The sequence below is a fragment of the Agrococcus pavilionensis RW1 genome (assembly GCF_000400485.1).
GTDB lineage: Bacteria > Actinomycetota > Actinomycetes > Actinomycetales > Microbacteriaceae > Agrococcus > Agrococcus pavilionensis.
The window spans coordinates 16,932-33,411 of record NZ_ASHR01000041.1 but is presented as its reverse complement, the minus strand read 5'-3'; the positions used below and the strand labels follow the sequence as shown (position 1 = coordinate 33,411).

The 16,480-nt window shown below is 71.5% G+C and carries 14 protein-coding genes; 3 read left to right on the top strand and 11 right to left on the bottom strand.

Features of this window, described 5'->3' with window-relative positions; all coding sequences use genetic code 11:
- Positions 1–34 precede the first annotated feature (34 nt).
- A complete protein-coding gene (gene leuE / locus L332_RS0115805; protein ID WP_021011713.1) occupies positions 35–718 on the bottom strand; it encodes a leucine efflux protein LeuE in 684 nt (227 codons plus the stop codon).
- A 39-nt stretch (positions 719–757) separates the two neighbouring features.
- Here leuE and L332_RS28210 point away from each other — a divergent pair, with 39 nt between their 5' ends.
- Positions 758–1,375, top strand: a complete 618-nt coding sequence (locus L332_RS28210; RefSeq protein WP_021011712.1) for a vitamin K epoxide reductase family protein — start codon at positions 758–760, stop codon at positions 1,373–1,375.
- Between the two features lie 32 nt (positions 1,376–1,407).
- On the opposite strand, the gene ndk is transcribed toward L332_RS28210, so the two are convergent.
- The 7 genes from ndk to L332_RS28175 all read right to left on the bottom strand — a co-directional run bounded on the left by ndk (position 1,408) and on the right by L332_RS28175 (position 10,424).
- On the bottom strand, positions 1,408–1,818 hold the full coding sequence (gene ndk, locus L332_RS28205; RefSeq protein WP_021011711.1) for a nucleoside-diphosphate kinase: 411 nt from the start codon (positions 1,816–1,818) through the stop codon (positions 1,408–1,410).
- A gap of 481 nt (positions 1,819–2,299) precedes the next feature.
- Complete coding sequence (locus L332_RS28200; protein WP_021011708.1) at positions 2,300–2,710, bottom strand: DUF4233 domain-containing protein; 411 nt, start codon at positions 2,708–2,710, stop codon at positions 2,300–2,302.
- Positions 2,707–4,152, bottom strand: coding sequence for a bifunctional folylpolyglutamate synthase/dihydrofolate synthase (locus L332_RS28195; RefSeq protein WP_021011707.1), 1,446 nt, complete (start codon positions 4,150–4,152; stop codon positions 2,707–2,709). Before L332_RS28195 ends, L332_RS28200 begins: the two co-directional genes overlap by 4 nt.
- Positions 4,149–7,457, bottom strand: coding sequence for an isoleucine--tRNA ligase (gene ileS, locus L332_RS28190; protein ID WP_081646209.1), 3,309 nt, complete (start codon positions 7,455–7,457; stop codon positions 4,149–4,151). The genes L332_RS28195 and ileS overlap by 4 nt, the downstream gene beginning before the upstream one ends.
- Positions 7,458–7,678: 221 nt before the next feature.
- The gene (locus tag L332_RS29660) at positions 7,679–8,527 is read right to left on the bottom strand and encodes a hypothetical protein (protein ID WP_021011705.1); all 849 of its coding nucleotides are present in this window, start codon (positions 8,525–8,527) and stop codon (positions 7,679–7,681) included.
- Positions 8,524–9,213 (bottom strand): LuxR C-terminal-related transcriptional regulator, encoded by a 690-nt coding sequence (locus L332_RS28180; RefSeq protein WP_021011704.1) that lies wholly within the window; start codon positions 9,211–9,213, stop codon positions 8,524–8,526. Before L332_RS28180 ends, L332_RS29660 begins: the two co-directional genes overlap by 4 nt.
- Complete coding sequence (locus L332_RS28175; RefSeq protein ID WP_021011703.1) at positions 9,201–10,424, bottom strand: sensor histidine kinase; 1,224 nt, start codon at positions 10,422–10,424, stop codon at positions 9,201–9,203. Before L332_RS28175 ends, L332_RS28180 begins: the two co-directional genes overlap by 13 nt.
- A gap of 116 nt (positions 10,425–10,540) precedes the next feature.
- Here L332_RS28175 and L332_RS28170 point away from each other — a divergent pair, with 116 nt between their 5' ends.
- Together L332_RS28170 and L332_RS28165 are read left to right on the top strand one after the other, a co-directional pair.
- The gene (locus tag L332_RS28170; RefSeq protein WP_021011702.1) at positions 10,541–11,014 is read left to right on the top strand and encodes a hypothetical protein; all 474 of its coding nucleotides are present in this window, start codon (positions 10,541–10,543) and stop codon (positions 11,012–11,014) included.
- Between the two features lie 48 nt (positions 11,015–11,062).
- Positions 11,063–11,917 (top strand): aminotransferase class IV, encoded by an 855-nt coding sequence (locus L332_RS28165; protein ID WP_021011701.1) that lies wholly within the window; start codon positions 11,063–11,065, stop codon positions 11,915–11,917.
- A 150-nt stretch (positions 11,918–12,067) separates the two neighbouring features.
- Here L332_RS28165 and L332_RS28160 read toward each other — a convergent pair whose 3' ends face one another.
- From L332_RS28160 to L332_RS28155, 3 genes are all read right to left on the bottom strand, one after another.
- Entirely contained in the window at positions 12,068–12,808 is a 741-nt protein-coding gene (locus tag L332_RS28160) for a hypothetical protein (RefSeq protein WP_021011700.1), read from the bottom strand.
- An 871-nt stretch (positions 12,809–13,679) separates the two neighbouring features.
- On the bottom strand, positions 13,680–14,480 hold the full coding sequence (locus L332_RS30235) for a hypothetical protein (protein WP_144061116.1): 801 nt from the start codon (positions 14,478–14,480) through the stop codon (positions 13,680–13,682).
- Positions 14,465–16,345, bottom strand: coding sequence for an RHS repeat-associated core domain-containing protein (locus tag L332_RS28155; RefSeq protein WP_021011699.1), 1,881 nt, complete (start codon positions 16,343–16,345; stop codon positions 14,465–14,467). The genes L332_RS30235 and L332_RS28155 overlap by 16 nt, the downstream gene beginning before the upstream one ends.
- Between the last annotated feature and the right edge of the window lie 135 nt (positions 16,346–16,480).

Here is a 16,480-nt window from a genome sequence, read left to right as displayed (position 1 = left end):
GCGCTCACTTCTCAGTGAGGCACCTCGCCGACGCTCAGGGCAGCACGACCCGCACCGCGAGCGCGAGGAAGCCGAGCGCGGCGACGAGGGTGCCGATGATCGCGAGCCAGCCGTGCGGCTGCACCCGACGTCCGATGTTCGCGCCGATGAGCACGAGCACCGTGAGGTACGCCGCCGAGAGGCCCTCGATGATGAGCATGAGCACGAGCAGGTCGCCGAGAGGTGTCGGCGAGGCCGGGTCGATGAACTGCAGGAAGAACGAGGCGAAGAACAGGATCGCCTTCGGGTTCAGCAGGCTCGTCACGAGCGCGGTGCGGAACGGGCGCAGGCGCGGCTCGGCGATGATCGGGTTGGGCGCGCTCGGCGGGCTGATGGGGCTCTCGCTCGGCTCCGGCTCGGCGGTCCGCCGCAGCTTGGCGCGCAGGCGCGCGAGCGCGCTGCGCACGAGGCCGAGCGCGAGCCAGCACAAGTAGAGGGCGCCGGCCCAGATGAGCACGGTGTAGACGACCGGGTTGGCGGAGAGCGCCTGCGCCGAGAGCACCGCGAGCACCATCAGGATCGCGTCGCCGAGGAAGACGCCGAGCATCGCGCGGAAGCCGGGCCCGCGACCGGCGCGCAGCGACGTGGTGGCGACGAAGAGGCTGTTCGCTCCCGGCAGCAGCACGATGGCGATCGCACCCAAGGTGAATGCTGTGAGAGTCGCCGTGTCGAAGCTCATCGCTCCCCCGGGCTGACAGGATGCTGAGCAGGAGGTTCCATGTCAGACGCTCGACCCGCCCACATCGCCGCGCCCGTGTGGCTCGGCGTGCTGCTCATCGTCACCGGGCTCGCGGGGCTCGCGGGCGCGTTCGCGCTCTCGGTCGAGCGCATCGAGCTGCTGCTGCATCCGGAGGAGCTGCTCTCGTGCGACCTCAACCCGTTCCTGTCGTGCTCCGGCGCGATGGAGTCGGAGCAGGGCAGGCTGTTCGGCTTCCCGAACCCCTTCCTCGGGCTCATGGCGTTCCCGGCTCCGATCATCATGGGGGCGCTGACGCTCGGTCGCGTCGCGATGCCGCGGTGGGTGTGGACGGTCTTCTCGACCGGCGTGCTCGGCGGGCTGGTGTTCGTGCTGTGGCTCGCGCAGCAGTCGGTCTTCGTGCTGGGCTTCGTGTGCCCCTGGTGCTTCCTCGTCTGGATGGCGATGTACGCGATGGCGTTCCCGCTCTGGACGTGGGCGCTCGGCGCCGGCGCGCTACCGGCATCCGCGGGGCTGCGGCGCACCGCCGCCCGCTTCTCGAGCTGGGGCTGGGTGCTCTCGCTCGCGCTCGCCGTGATCGTCGTCGTGACGATCATGGTCGTGCTGCCGGGGATCCCCCGGTTCCTCTTCTCCTTCTAGCGGGGCCTGGGCGGCGGCTCAGCCGCTCGGGTTCAGCCGAACCAGAGGGCGAGCTCGCGCGCCGCCGACTCTTCGGAGTCGGACCCGTGCACGAGGTTCTGCTGCACCTTGAGGCCCCAGTCGCGGCCGAGGTCGCCGCGGATCGTGCCGGGCGCGGCGCTGGTCGGGTCGGTCGTGCCGGCGAGCGAGCGGAAGCCCTCGATGACGCGGTCGCCCTCGAGGCGGATCGCGACCGACGGGCCCGAGAGCATGAACTCGACGAGCGGCTCGAAGAACGGCTTGCCGCGGTGCTCGTCGTAGTGCTCCTCGAGCAGCGCGCGCTCGGGCTGCACCATCCGCAGGTCGGCGACGACGTAGCCCTTGGCCTCGATGCGCGCGAGGATCGCGCCGGTCAGCTGGCGCTTGACGCCGTCGGGCTTGATGAGGACGAGGGTGCTCTGCATGGGCCCCAGCCTACCGACGCGCGCACTGGAGCTTGGGGCGGAGGCCCTTTCGGGCCTCCGCCGCGACGCCAGCGCCGGGGCCCGTCTCGGGCCCCGGTCCACGCCGCCGCGCAGCGGCGCGGTCAGCGCCGGTCATGTGCACGCTGTCGCGGCCCGGCGGCGCGGCGAGCCGCAAGAGCGTGCACATCGCCGCGGACGCCGCGCGAGCAGCGCCCGCCATGTGCACGCTGTCGCGGCCCGGCGGCGCGGCGAGCCGCAAGAGCGTGCACATTACCGCGGACGCCGGCGGGCAGCGCCGGTCATGTGCACGCTGTCGCGGCCCGGCGCCGCAGCGAGCCGCAAGAGCGTGCACATCACCGCGGACGCCGCCCGGGCAGCGCCGGTCATGTGCACGCTGTCGCGGCCCGGCGCCGCAGCGAGCCGCAAGAGCGTGCACATCGCCGCAGCCGCCGCGCCGCGAGCAGCGCCGCGCCCGCGCGGATCAGGTGCCGGGCGCTCCGCGCGGGTCGAGGCCCGCGGCGCGGCGCCGCCGCTCGATGCCGCGCGCCTTGGCGAAGCAGTAGATCCACAGGCCGATGAGCACGAGCGCGACGACGCCCCACACCGGCTCGAACGCCGTGAGCGCCGCGACGGCGACCTGCATCGCGAGGCTCACGAGCCAGCCCCACGGGCGCGAGAGCAGCGGCATCGTCGCGATGAGCGCGACGCCGACCGCGACGAACGCGACGGGCGCGGGCCAGTCTCGCGTCACGCCCCACGCGGCGAGCGCCCCGAACGCGATGCCCGCGACCTCGAGGCCGTGCACGATGCGCAGCAGCGCCTCCATCGCGCCGCGCGCCGGTCGCGCCCGGCGCTTCGCCGTGCCCTCCGCCTCGGCCGTGGGCTCGCTCACGCCTGCCCCTCCTCGTCGGTGACCTCGACCGTCGCGGCCTGCCGGCGCGCGTCGGGCCGCAGCAGCCAGCCCGCCTCGCGCGCGTGGCCGAGCACGTCGCCGAGCAGCGTGATCGAGCCGGTGACGACGACCGCGCCGCCGCGATCGGTCGCCGCCTCGCGCGCCGCCTCGACCGCGGTCGAGAGGTCGGGCTCGACGACGACCCGGTCGGCGCCGAGCACGGCCACGGCCTGCGCGGCGAGCTCGTCGGCGTCGAGCGCGCGCTCGGACGTCGACTGCGTGATGACGACCTCGTCGACGACGCTCTCGAGCGCGGTGAGCACGCCGGTCGCGTCCTTGCCGGCGAGCACGCCGAGCACGAGCGTGACCCGCTCGAGCCCGAAGTACTCGCCGAGCGCGGTGCGCAGCGCCGCCGCGCCGTGCGGGTTGTGCGCGGCGTCGAGGATGACGAGCGGATGCGCTCCGACGGCGTCGAGGCGACCGGGCGACGTCGCGGCGGCGAAGCCGTCGGCGAGCACCTCGGCGGTCATCGCCTGCGAGCCGCCGCCGAGGAACGCCTCGACGGCGATGAGCGCGAGGGTCGCGTTCGCGCCCTGGTGCGCGCCCATGAGCGGCACGAGCTGGTCGATGTACTCGGCCGCGAGGCCGCGCACGGTGATGAGCTGGCCGCCGACGGCGACCGACTGGCCGGCGAGGGCGAAGTCGCGCCCCTCGACGAGCAGCCGCGCGCCGACCTCGGTCGCGCGCGCCTCGAGCACCGCGAGGGCCTCGGGCTGCTGCTGCGCCGAGACGACGATCGCGTCGGGCTTGATGATGCCGGCCTTCTCGCGCGCGATCGCCTCGACCGTCGAGCCGAGCCGGTTCGTGTGGTCGAGCGCGATCGGCGTGATGACCGCGACGTCGCCGTCGGCGACGTTCGTCGAGTCCCACGTGCCGCCCATGCCGACCTCGAGCACCGCGACGTCGACCGGCGCATCCGCGAGCACCGAGAGCGCGAGCACCGTGAACGCCTCGAAGAACGTCAGCCGCCGCTGCCCCGCGGCCTCGAGCTCGGCGTCGACGAGCTCGAGCACCGGCGCGATGTCGTCGTAGCCGCGCGCGAAGGCCTCGTCCGAGACGGGCTCGCCGTCGATGAGGATGCGCTCGTTGACGCGCTCGAGGTGCGGGCTCGTGAGCACGCCGGTGCGGAGGCCGTGCGCGCGCAGCAGCGCGTCGGCGATGCGGGCGGTCGAGCCCTTGCCGTTCGTGCCGGTGATGTGGATGACGCGGTAGGAGCGCTGCGGGTCGCCGAGCAGCTCCACCGCCCGCCGGGTCGCCTCGATGCGCGGCTCGACCGCCTGCTCCCCCGCTCGGTCGAGCAGCGCCTCGTAGGCGGCGCGGGCCGCCTCGGCGTGCTCGAGCGACTCGAGGATGCGGTCGTCGACGTCGTCGTGCTCGCTCACGCGCCCACCTCCACGCGGCCGGCGTCGACGCGCTCGAGCGCGATCGCGAGCGGCGAGCCGTCGCCGACGCGGTGCGCCGTGCGTCCGTCGGCGAGCTCGCCCATCGTGTCGTCGACGCGGTCGAGCGCGAGCTCGAGCGCGAGCGTCTCGGCCATCACGAGCTCGCGGTTCGCCTCCAGCGCCCGCACGCCGTGCTCGTCGGAGCCGAGCTCGAGGCGGATGCGGTCGGAGACGTCGAGCCCGGCCTCCTTGCGAGCCTGCTGCACGGCGCGCACGACGTCGCGCGCGAGGCCCTCGGCCTCGAGCTCGGGCGTCGTCGCGGTGTCGAGCACGACGAAGCCGCCGCCGGGCAGGAAGCCCACCGCGGCCGACTCGTCGGCGACCTCGAGCGCGAGCTCGAACTCGCCCTCCTGCAGCGCGATGCCGCCGGCGGTCACGACGCCGTCCTCCGCGACCCAGTCGCCCGCGCGCGCGGCCTGGATGGCGCGCTGCACGTCCTTGCCGAGCCGCGGGCCCGCGGCGCGCGCGTTGACCTGCAGCCGGCGCGAGATGCCGTAGCGCTCGAGCGAGCCCTCGTCGGCCTCCTCGAGCACGACCTCCCGCACGTTGAGCTCGTCCTGCAGCACGGCGCGGAACGGCGCGACGTCGACGGAGCCGACGACCGTGAGGGTCGGCAGCGGCAGTCGCACGCGCTTCCTCGCCTGCTTGCGCAGGGCGTTGCCGACGCTCGCGATCGCGCGCACGGCGTCCATCTGCCGCACGAGCTCGTCGTCGGCGGGCAGGTCGGCGACGTCGGGCCAGTCGGTGAGGTGCACCGAGCGGCCGCCCGTGAGGCCCTTCCAGACCTCCTCGGTGACGAGCGGCGAGAGCGGCGCGGCGATGCGCGAGAGCGTCTCGAGCACCGTCCAGAGCGTGTCGAACGCCTCCGAGCCGGCGCCGTCCGACGAGACCCCGAGCCAGAACCGGTCGCGCGAGCGCCGCACGTACCAGTTGGTGAGCACGTCGAGGAACTCGCGCACCGCCCAGGTCGCGCCCGTCGCGTCGAGCCGCTCGAGCGCATCCGTCGTCGTCTCGACCGTCTTCCGCAGCTTCGCGAGGATGTAGCGGTCGAGCACGTCGGTCGACTCGGTCGAGCGCTTCGCGAGGTAGGGCTCTCCGTCGACGGCGCGATTGGCGTAGGTCGCGAAGAAGTACCACGTCGACCACAGCGGCAGGTGGAACTGCCGCAGCGCCTCTCGGATGCCCTCCTCCGAGACGACGAAGTTGCCGCCCCGCAGGATCGAGCCCTGCAGCAGGTTCCAGCGCACCGCATCCGAGCCGTAGGCGTCGAACGACTCGTTGACGTCGGGGTAGTTGCGGCGCGACTTCGAGGCCTTGAAGCCGTCGTCGCCGAGGATGATGCCGTGGCTGATGACGTTCTCGAACGCCGGGCGCCCGAAGAGCGCGACCGAGAGCACGTGCATGACGTAGAACCAGCCGCGCGTCTGCCCGATGTACTCGACGATGTAGTCGGCCGGGCTGTGCTCGGCGAACCACTGCTCGTTCTCGAACGGGTAGTGGAACTGCGCGAACGGCATCGAGCCCGAGTCGAACCACACGTCGAGCACGTCGGGGATGCGCCGCATGGTGCTCTTCCCCGTCGGGTCGTCGGGGTTGGGGCGGGTGAGCTCGTCGATCGCCGGGCGGTGCAGGTCGGTCGGGCGCACGCCGAAGTCGCGCTCGAGCTCGTCGAGCGAGCCGTAGACGTCGACGCGCGGGTGGTTCGGGTCGTCGCTCTTCCACACCGGGATGGGGCTGCCCCAGTAGCGGTTGCGGCTGATCGACCAGTCGCGCGCGCCCTCGAGCCACTTGCCGAACTGGCCGTGCTTGACGTTCTCGGGCACCCAGGTGATCTGCTCGTTGGCGGCGAGCAGGTCGTCCTTGATCTCGGTGACGCGCACGAACCAGCTCGAGACGGCCTTGTAGATGAGGGGGTTCCGGCACCGCCAGCAGTGCGGGTACGAGTGCACGTAGGAGGCCTGGCGCAGCACGCGGCCGTCGTCCTTCAGCAGCTTCGAGAGCGTCTTGTTGGCGTCGAAGACCTGCTGGCCCGCGACGGGCGGCACGCTCTCGAGGAAGCGGCCGCCGTCGTCGACCGAGAGGATCGTCGGGATGCCCGCGGCGGTCGAGACGCGCTGGTCGTCCTCGCCGTAGGCGGGCGCCTGGTGCACGATGCCCGTGCCCTCGCCCGTCGCGACGTAGTCGTCGGCGAGCACGCGGAAGGCGCGCTCGGTGCCCCACGTGGATGCGTCGGTGAAGAAGTCGAAGAGCGGCTCGTACTCGAGTCCCGCGAGATCCTCGCCGCGCAGCGTGCGCGTGACGGCCGCGAGCGCCGCCTCCGCGTCGTCGTAGCCGAGGTCCTTCGCGTAGGCGGGCACGGTCGCGGCGGCGAGCAGGAACGAGCCCTCGCCGGCCGTCGTGCCGCTCGGCCCCGCGGGCACGACGACGTACTCGATGTCGGGGCCGACCGCGAGCGCCATGTTCGTCGGCAGCGTCCACGGGGTCGTCGTCCACGCGAGCGCCTTCACGCCCGTCAGTCCCGACGCATCCGCCAACCCGCCCCGGAACGGGAACGTGACGGTGAGCGTCGTGTCCTGCCGGTCCTGGTAGACGTCGTCGTCCATGCGCAGCTCGTGGTTCGACAGCGGCGTCTCGTCGCGCCAGCAGTAGGGCAGCACGCGGTAGCCCTCGTAGGCGAGGCCCTTGTCGTAGAGCTCCTTGAAGGCCCAGATGACGCTCTCCATGTAGGAGAGGTCGAGCGTCTTGTAGCCGCCCTCGAAGTCGACCCAGCGCGCCTGGCGGGTGACGTAGTCCTCCCACTCGTCGACGTACTGCAGCACCGACTCGCGCGCGCGGGCGTTGAAGACGTCGACGCCCATCGCCTCGATCTCGGCCTTCTCGGTGATGCCGAGCTGCTTCATCGCCTCGAGCTCGGCGGGCAGGCCGTGGGTGTCCCAGCCGAACACGCGCGGCACCTGCTTGCCGCGCATGGTCTGGAAGCGCGGGAAGACGTCCTTCGCGTAGCCGGTCAGGAGGTGGCCGTAGTGCGGCAGGCCGTTCGCGAACGGCGGGCCGTCGTAGAAGACCCACTCGGGGCAGCCCTCGCGCTGCTCGACCGACGCCTTGAAGGTGTCGTCGCCCTTCCAGAAGGCGAGGATGCCGCGCTCGAGGGCGGGGAGGTCGGGGCTCGCCACGACGCCGGCGGCGTCGGTCGCGCCGCTCGCGAGCGGGTAGCGGTGCTGGTCGGTCACGCTGGTCTCCTGCATCCTCGGTTCTCGGATGCGGGGACGCTCTCGCGCGGTACCACCCCGCTTGCTCCCCGTGCCTGGGCTCGGGTCGCCGCTCTGCGCCTGGTGCCCCAGGCCTCCGGCTGTGACGGGCCTGCCCCGTTCGGATCTACTGAGCGCCGCTGCACCTGACGGTGCCTCGTCGCCGTTCTGCCGACCGCTCCCCGGTGATGGCCGGATCGATGCGTGTGCCTGTGATCCTACCGCGACTCGCCCCGCAACGTCACGCTGCCCGCGCTCACCTCGACGTCGATCGTCGCGGCCGCCTGGCGGTCGGCGTCGACGTCGATCGCGGCGCTGCCGGCGGAGACGTCCTGCGTCACCGCGTACTCGCCGTCGGGGATCTCGAGCTCGATCGCGCCCGCGCTCACGGTCGCGGTGATCGCCGCGGGCTGCTCGCCCGTCACGGCGCCGACGACGCGGCCCGCGCTCACGTCGAGCTGCACGGTGCGCGGCGAGTCGATCGCGAGCCGCGCCTCGCCCGCCGAGACCTGCACGTCGAGCGCGTCGGCGGTGCCGCCGAGCTGGACGCTGCCGGCGCTCAGGTCGAGCTCAGCCCGGCCCCAGTCGGCGGCGGCCGCGAAGCTCCCCGCGGAGACGTCCGCGACGATGTGGAGGCCGGTGCCCTCGAGGTCGGCCGGGAGCGTGAGCGTCACCTGCTCCTCGCCGAAGCCGCGATCGCCGAAGCCGAAGCCCCAGCCGCGGCCCCAGCCGCCGCCCCAGGGACCCCACTGCCAGCCGGTGCCGACGACGAGCGCGTCGCCCTGGCGCTCGAGCCGCCACTCCTGCACCGGGCCGCCCGTCGAGGTCGCGTCGAGGGTCGCCTCGTCGACGTCGCCGAAGACGACGTCGAAATCGGCCGCCGAGGTCGACAGCCGCAGCTCCGCGAGGCCCTCCGCGTCGGCGCTCCAGGTGCCGTCGGTCGCGCGGTGGGTGGCGATGCCGCTCACGACGCCGCCGCCGATCGTGAAGACCGCGGCGATGGCGCCGAGCACGACGAGCACGATGCTGATCGCGCGTCCCGCGCGGTTGGTGGTGGGGATGGTCATCGGATGCCTCCTGGGGCGTCGTGCGGGCGGCTCGGGTCGGAGCCCGGCGCGTCGAGGTGGGCGAGCACGGCGAGCACGCGGCGGTTGCCGTCCTCGGGGTCGAGCTCGAGCTTCTGGAAGACCGCGGAGATGTGCTTCTCGACGCTGCCGGCGGAGATGTAGAGGCGATCGGCGATCGCCTGGTTGGCGGCGCCCTCGGCCATGAGTGCGAGCACCTGGCGCTCGCGCGGCGTGAGCCGCTCCATGCGCGCGTCGCGGCGGCGGCGCGCGAGCAGCTGCGTCACGACCTCCGGGTCGAGCACCGTGCCCCCATTCGCGACCTGCTCGATCGCGGCGAGGAAGTCGCGCACGTCGGCGACGCGGTCCTTGAGCAGGTAGCCGAAGCCGGCCGGGCCGCTCGCGATGAGGTCGGCGGCGTAGCGCTCCTCGACGTACTGCGAGAGCACGAGCACGCGGGGTCGGTCGCCGCGGCTGCGGATGCCGATCGCGGCGAGGATCCCCTCGTTCGTGCGGGTCGGCGGCATGCGCACGTCGAGGATGGCGAGGTCGGGGTCGGATGCGCGGATCGCGGCCTCGAGCGCGGTCGCGTCGGGCAGCTGCGCGACCACCTCGTGGCCGGCATCCGTCAGCAGTCGCGCGATGCCCTCGCGCAGGAGGACGGAGTCCTCGCAGATCAGGATGCGCACGGGACGTCCACCTCGATCGCGGTCGGGCCCCCGACGGGGCTGGAGAGGGTGAGGGTGCCGCCGACGCCGGCGACGCGGTTGGCGAGGCCGTCGATGCCGCCGCCCGGCAGGCGCTCAGCGCCGCCGATGCCGTCGTCCTCGATGCGCGCCCACAGGGCGTGCTCGCGCGTGCGGATCGAGACGCGGATGCGGCTCGCGCGAGCGTGCTTCTGCGCGTTCGTGATGCCCTCGGCGATCGCGAAGTAGACGGCGGTCTCGCTCTCGCGCGAGCAGCGCCGCTCGAGCCGCGCGTCGACCTCGACGGGGACGGCGCTGCGCGCCGCGAGCGCCGAGACGGCGGCGTCGAGGCCGCGGTCGTCGAGCACGGCGACGTGGATGCCGCGGGCGACCTGGCGCAGCTCGGTCACGGCGTTCTTCGACGACGCGTGCGCCTCGTCGATGAGCCGCTTCGCGCCCTCGGGGTCGGTCTCGATGCGGTCGCGCGCCATGCCGAGCTGCATCGCGATCGACACGAGCCGCGGCTGCACGCCGTCGTGGAGGTCGCGCTCGATGCGGGTGCGGTCGTAGTCGGCGGCCTGCACGACGCCCTGCCGGCGCTCGCGCTCGTGCATCGCCCTCGCCTCGAGCTGCGCGCGCTCGTCGGGCACGAGCAGTCCGAGCGCGACGCCGCGGTGGGCGATCGCGAGTCCGATCGTGCCTGCGATGCCCGCGGCGAGCGCGAGGATCCCGAGCAGCGGCGCCCACTCGACCGGCACGGCGATCGGCGTGAGCGGGATGCGCACGCGCTCGGCGTCGCCGAGCGGCGCGAAGGCGAGCGGGATGCCGAGGCCGACGAGCGGCAGCAGGCTCAGCACGAAGACGCCGAAGAGGCTCGCGAGCGCGAAGCTGAGGATCGCGCGCCAGTGGGCACCGTCGCTCGCGATGCGGAGCAGTCGGTGCGGCACCCGCAGCCAGTCGGTGCGGTGCGAGCCGCGCAGCACGGCCGGCGGCACGGGTGCGTCGTACAGCGCAGCGATGCGCTCGCGCTCGAACCACGCGACGGCGAACATCCCGAGCACCGCGAGCGCGAGGAAGAGCACGCCGACGACGACGATGAGGAGCCCGGCGCCGAGGGCGACGAAGGTGAGGATGATCGTGAGGATAGGGAGGCCGATCGAGCCGAGCACCACGAGGTGCGCGATCGTCGCGAGGAGGGGGCCGAGGCGTTGCATGGCTCCACGCTAGGCGCGCCGAGCGGCGGTCGCGCGGCGGTTCCCCGGAAGCCTCGCGGGGGCTATCCCCCATGCTCGCCGGGCTCGGCCATAGCCTCCCTCGGTACCCTCGCCGCATGACCGCCTCGCGCATCCGCCTCGGCGCCGCAGGCCTCGCAGCCGCGGCGGCGCTGCTCGTGACCGGGTGCGGCATCCTGCCGTCGCCCGCACCGGTGCCGACGACGCCCGCGACCGTCGAGCCCGCGCCCGGGGACCAGGCGCAGCAGTGCGCGCAGGTGCTCGCCGAGGTCTCGGCGATCGCGACGGACGTCGGCCGCGTCGGAGAGATGCTCGCGACCGACCCCTTCGGCGCGCTCGCGCTCGTCGGGAGCATCTCGACGCGGGTCGGCGACCTCGAGACGCGCGTGACCGACCCGGCGCTGCTCGAGCGCATCGGCGAGATCCAGGCGGGGTGGGATGCGCTCGTCGCCGACGCGCAGGAGTCGCTCGCCTCTGGCGACGCCGCCGGCATCGAGCGCGCCCGCACGGCGCTCGTCGAGCTCGGCGACCGGGTGGTCGCGCTGCAGGAGTTCTGCGCCGGCACGCCGTGATCGCCGCAGCCGCGACGCCTCGGGATCCCGCCCGCCTACGCTGAGCGCATGACCGCTCCGCTGCTCGCCCTGCTCGACGGCACCCTCGCCGACGTCACGCATCCGCTCATCCGCGCCGACGACCTCGGCGTCGTGCGCGGCGACGGCGTCTTCGACGCCGCGCTCGCGCGCCGCGGCCCCGATGGCGAGGGCATCGTGCGCGACCGCGACGCGCACCTCGACCGGCTCGCGCGCTCGGCGGCGATCCTGCAGCTGCCCGAGCCCGACCGCGCCGGCTTCGGCCGAGCGATGGACGCGCTCCTCGCGGCGTGGGACTTCGACGCGCAGCCCGAGGCCGTCATCCGGCTCGTGCTCACCCGCGGGCCGGAGTCGGGCGGGGACCCGACCGCGTTCGCGCTCATGGCGCCGATCTCGGTCGGCGTGCTGCGGGAGCGCGCCGAGGGCGTCTCGATCACGCTCCTCGGCCGCGGGCACGACGGCGACGAGGTCGCGTCGATGCCGTGGCTGCTGCCCGGCGCGAAGAGCCTCTCCTACTCGATCAACATGGCGGCGAAGCGGCACGCGGCGCAGCGGGGCTTCGACGACGTCGTCTTCGTCTCGCCCGCGGGGCAGCTGCTCGAGGGGCCGACGTCGACGCTCGTCGTGGATCGCGGCGGGCGGCTCCTCACGCCGCCGCAGGACGGCATCCTCGCCTCGCTCACCCTCGAGCACCTCATGGCCGCGGCGCCGGGCGCGGGCATCGAGGTCGCGTTCGAGCGGCTCGAGCCGGCCGACCTGCTCTCGAGCGACGGCGCGTGGCTGCTCTCGTCGGGTCGGCTCGTCGCCGCCGTGACGAGCGTCGACGGCACGGAGCTGCCGCGCTCGCCGCTCGACACCGAGCTGCGACGCATCCTCGAGGTCTAGCTCACGAGCCACGATCTCCAGTGCGCCACCGACGCCCAGCACCACGAACCCCGAAGTACCCGAGAACCTCCTGACGTCTCTTCGCCGATGGGGTCGCTAAGCCAAACGTAGTCGTGGTCGATGCCGCCTTCGACAGGGAGCGCACTCCAGTCACGGCCCTGGTGTGGCAAATTGTACGAGGCGCTGAACTTCAGGCGACCACTCAGACGAGACCCAGACTTGCCCGTGGCCGAGCGCACAAGCAGCCACCGCGCGCGTGTCGGCGAGCACAGCGCGCAGAGGTTGCACGCCCGACTCACCGGCGACTAGGGCGGTCGAGAACCATGCGGCAAGGCATCGGACCTGCGTGAAGTCGCCCGAAGCGCTCGCGTCCGCGATCCGCACCAGCTCCGAGATGGTTCTGCGAACCTGCGACAGCTCAGCGGCGTGGTGTGCAAGCCGCTCTAGGCGGGCTTCCACTGGGGCGGGCCACTGCACCGCGTCTGCCATTGCTCGGAAGAACGCATGGCCACGGACGAAGCGCAGCAGCACATCTTCCGCTGGGGCTAGGGGCCCGGCCGGGCGCACGTCTCGAACCTGGCCACTCACCAGCCGACCATCGACCATCGCGCCTGGCACCTCACCAAACACGAGCTTGCGCACTGCAGCGGCTAGTTCGCCCTCGGCCAATATCGCCGAGCCGGTGAGGATCGCCTCGACATCATCCGCGTAAATCTCGTGGTAGTCGATGCTGAGCTCGTACCAATAGGGCGTCCAGGTCTCGACTTGCACGAAGGTTGCGCGAGCTGCCCGATGATACCGCCCGCGCGAGAAATGTACGAGAGCACTGTCGATCGGACCTGCGGAGAGCCCGGCCGCAATGACTTCCTGCCGTCCCGTGCTGAGCATCACGAGTACATCCGCACATTCAGGCCGTGCGGTCCATATGGCGAGCCGCCCCTATAACCAAGCACCATGCGGCCCGCGCCTGCTCGGCCGGAGTAATTCCTCATCCAACCTTGACTGTTGTTGAGGAGGGCTCCTCGGCCGTTGGAGGTTCGTGTGAGACGGCTGCGGGCAACGAGTGTGCCCGCTGCAATGTGAGCCGCTCGACGGCTCGCGGTGATGGTTGGATGGCGAGCGCTTATGGGGTTGGCCAACGGCGCTCCCCTACGCCACCGGCGTGCTTGTTGGATCACTCCTACCGCCTCGCGCGCGGTGCGGAGCCGTTGCACCGTCGAAAGGCCTCTCGTCAACCGCACCGCAAGGCTAATGAACCGTATCGGTGCGGCAACTACGTTTAGCACTGGGACGAAACATGCTACGGTCAGCGCGATATCGGCGATGTTCCATGCGGCTTCCCAGTCAGCTTCGTCAGTCAGGTCACTCTTGTCGATGGAGTCGGTGCGCCAGACGTAGTCGTTGTCGACGCCGCCCTCGACGGGGTCGACTTGCAGGAACCGGCCGAGGGCTGGGACGTAGAGGCGTGCGCCCATCTCGAGCACGGTGGTGGTGCCGACGGTCTCTGCGGGTTTGAGGGCTGCATCTGCGGAACACGCTCGACATACGCGGCCCGCACGAGCGGCGCTACTTGGCCGGGCGTGCGCAGCAGCAGGCCCAGATGCGGTCGGCTCGCTGGCACCAGCCGTGCCGGACGCGCCACGACTGGCTGGTCGACTGAGCGATCTCTGCGCGACACGCGAGCCGCCGCTCGAATGCGTTTCTCGAACCGCGATGCCCCGCTGGTGGGTTCCGATCGCGGCACCCGCTGCTTCCGGTCTCATCACGTCGACGGCGCCTCGAATGGAATCCGTGCAATCGCCTCAAGAGTACGCCACTCTAAGCGTCCATGATACAACTCGGAGCTAGAAACAATTCTCAGCACGATTCCTGCATCATAAGTATTCTCGAAGAACTCCAACAAGTTTAGTGAGCGCTTCGCAAGGAGCCGTAGGCGGCGCCGAACCACCCGCCTAGCCAAGGGCATCGTCCATTCATCAAGCATCGCCTTCAAACGCTCCGAGCAGAGTGCCAACAATTGCTCCGGCGACTTCACCGGCACACCAACAGAACGCGAGTGAGGGTTCGGGAAGACCGCAATCTGACACTCTCGAGATTCTGCCCATCGAAACAAGGACGACAGCGTGGCGCTGGCTTCGGTTCCAATCAGCGCGCTTAGTCCAAGCACTGTCGAACTACTCAGCAGATCCAGGGGCACGTCGTCTGGCCAGTTCTGCAGTTGCTTCGCGAGCCGGCGCTCACCCTCGAACCAATCGCCCGGGGGTGCACCAGTCCCCGCCTCTCGCCAGGGCGGGGAGAACACGTAGGAGCGCACAGCTGGTTCATTGAACTCGCGCCACTCGATGTCCCAGGCGCGCATCTGACTCAGAATCTCCGATCCAGTTCCTTGCAGTTGCACCAGCACGTCCTCTGGCGTTTGGGGATCGCTGAGCTGAGCAGTCCAGGTCAGGATCACCTCGGGGTCCGCCTGAGCCAGCTCGGCAATTTCCTTTTCGGTTGCGCCCGAGACTAGACGAGCCGCAATGGTCCCGGCACGAGCGCGGCCAATCAGAACAGAAGCCATTGCCGCGCCCTCCCACCATGACGGATGTGAAGATTCTGCATCGCGCCGCGCTCCAGCCTGCCAGAGGCAGAGTAGCCAAAGTTCGACGAGTACTGATAGCCTCCGTACCTTCTACCTAGATTGTGATAGACCGGCGATCGCCACTGCAGGTTGTTTCGTGTGATCATTCTTGCACCATTATTCGCAACGCCTCGAGTTCCGCCCCGCAATGTGATCCTGGCCGCAATGTTGGAGGCAGCTCGACCCGCCATCCCGCCGGCTCGCACTCCTGTCTCCACCAGTTGGTTGGCGGTGCGCCCGCCGCGCGTCAAGACCGCGACCGCTCTGACAATTCGAACCGTGAGGAAGGCGACACGAGCAGCAAGTGCGATTGCACCAATCGCCGGAATGAAGGAAGCGACCGTCAGACCGACCTCCAGGACGGTCATCCAGTCAGCGTTTCCGCTGAGGTCGTTCTTGCCGATGGGGTCGGTGGGCCAGACGTAGTCGTTGTCGACGCCGCCTTCCACGGGGTCGACTTGCAGGAACCTGCCGAGGGCTGGGACGTAGCGGCGTGCGCCCATCTCGAGCATGGTGGTGGAGCCGACGGTCTCTGCGGGTTTGAGGGCGGCTTGGTGCCAGCCGGTGTGGCCGGCGACCTGACCGGTGTCTTCCGCGACAGTCGTGCCGATCGCATACGTTGCTGCGTCGAGGGGTTGCCCGTATGGGTCCCACAGCTGCACGCCGTCCGCGGTGGTGGTGCCGTCGCCGGTGGTGAGAGTGTGGCCGAGCATAGACGGGTACTGCCAGGTCGCGGCCGTCGCGGTCAGGCTGACCTGCGCCTCGCCCGGCAGCGCGATCTCGCGGGTGAGGGTGCCGCCGCTGGTCTGGGCGAAGGGCACGTCGCCGTCGCCGGCGTAGAGGTACCGGGTCGACACCGGCGGCGCGGCTCCCGCGGGGTCGGTGGTGCGCTCGACGATGCGCCCGGTCGCGTCGCGCTGGATGCGGACGGTGGAGCCGTCGTCATAGGTGGTGGAGGCGTGCCGGCCGGCGGCGTCGTAGCCGATCGCCATGTCCGCCAGCCTCGTCGTGGCGCCGGCGGCGTCGTAGGCGAGCTCCGCCGCGGTGAGCCCGTCGGCGACGGTGTTCGCGCCCGGGATCGGGTTCGTGATGGTGGTGCCGGTGAGCCGGTCAGCCCAGTCGTAGCAGTACGCGGTCGTCGTCGTGCGGGTCGCCTGCCCGGGCGCGGTCCACACGTCGACCAGCCGGGAGCGGTTGCCCGAGCGACCCGCGGCCGTGTTCGGGCCGCACCCGCCCGCCTGACCGAACTCGTACGTCAGCTGGTGGCCGGGGATCGCTGCGGTCACCAACCGCCCGGCCGCGTCGTACCCGTAGGTGGCGCGGTGGGTGGTGGCGTCACGGGCGATCGCGTGCTGCACGATCCGGCCGGACTGGGACCGTGCCGCGGTCTCGGTGATCGCCGTCGCATTCGGGAACGACCAGGTCTGTCCGGTGGTGCGGCCGGCCGCGTCGCGGCCGATCGCACCGAGCGTCGCCCCGCCGAGGTACGCGACGGAGGCGAGCCGTTGAAGGCTGTCGTAGGTCGCGGTGGCGTACACCTGCCCGCGGACGGTGACACTGGTGGGCTTGCCGTCGCGGTCGTAGGTGAACGCGGTCGTCTCGGCCGCCTGGCCTGGCGGAACGGTGCTGGTCGAGAGCAGTCGGCCGGTGAGTGCCTGGTAGGTGGGGGTGGTGACGGTGCCCCACACGTCGGTGTAGCGGGTGATTCGGCCGAGCAGATCCGTCGTGGTCGTGATCGTCGAAGCGTTCGGGCTGCCGGCGACGGCGCCGTCGGCGACGCAAATGCGCGTCAGCGATTGCAGCACGGCCACTCCAGGAACAGGGGCTTCCGGCTGAACCGGGTGGGCCGAGTCGAATATCTAGCCAGATGCTAGACGCTTCATAGAATCGCCGGTGATCACGGCTTGGTAACGAATTCATGGCGACCGCAAGACGGCCTC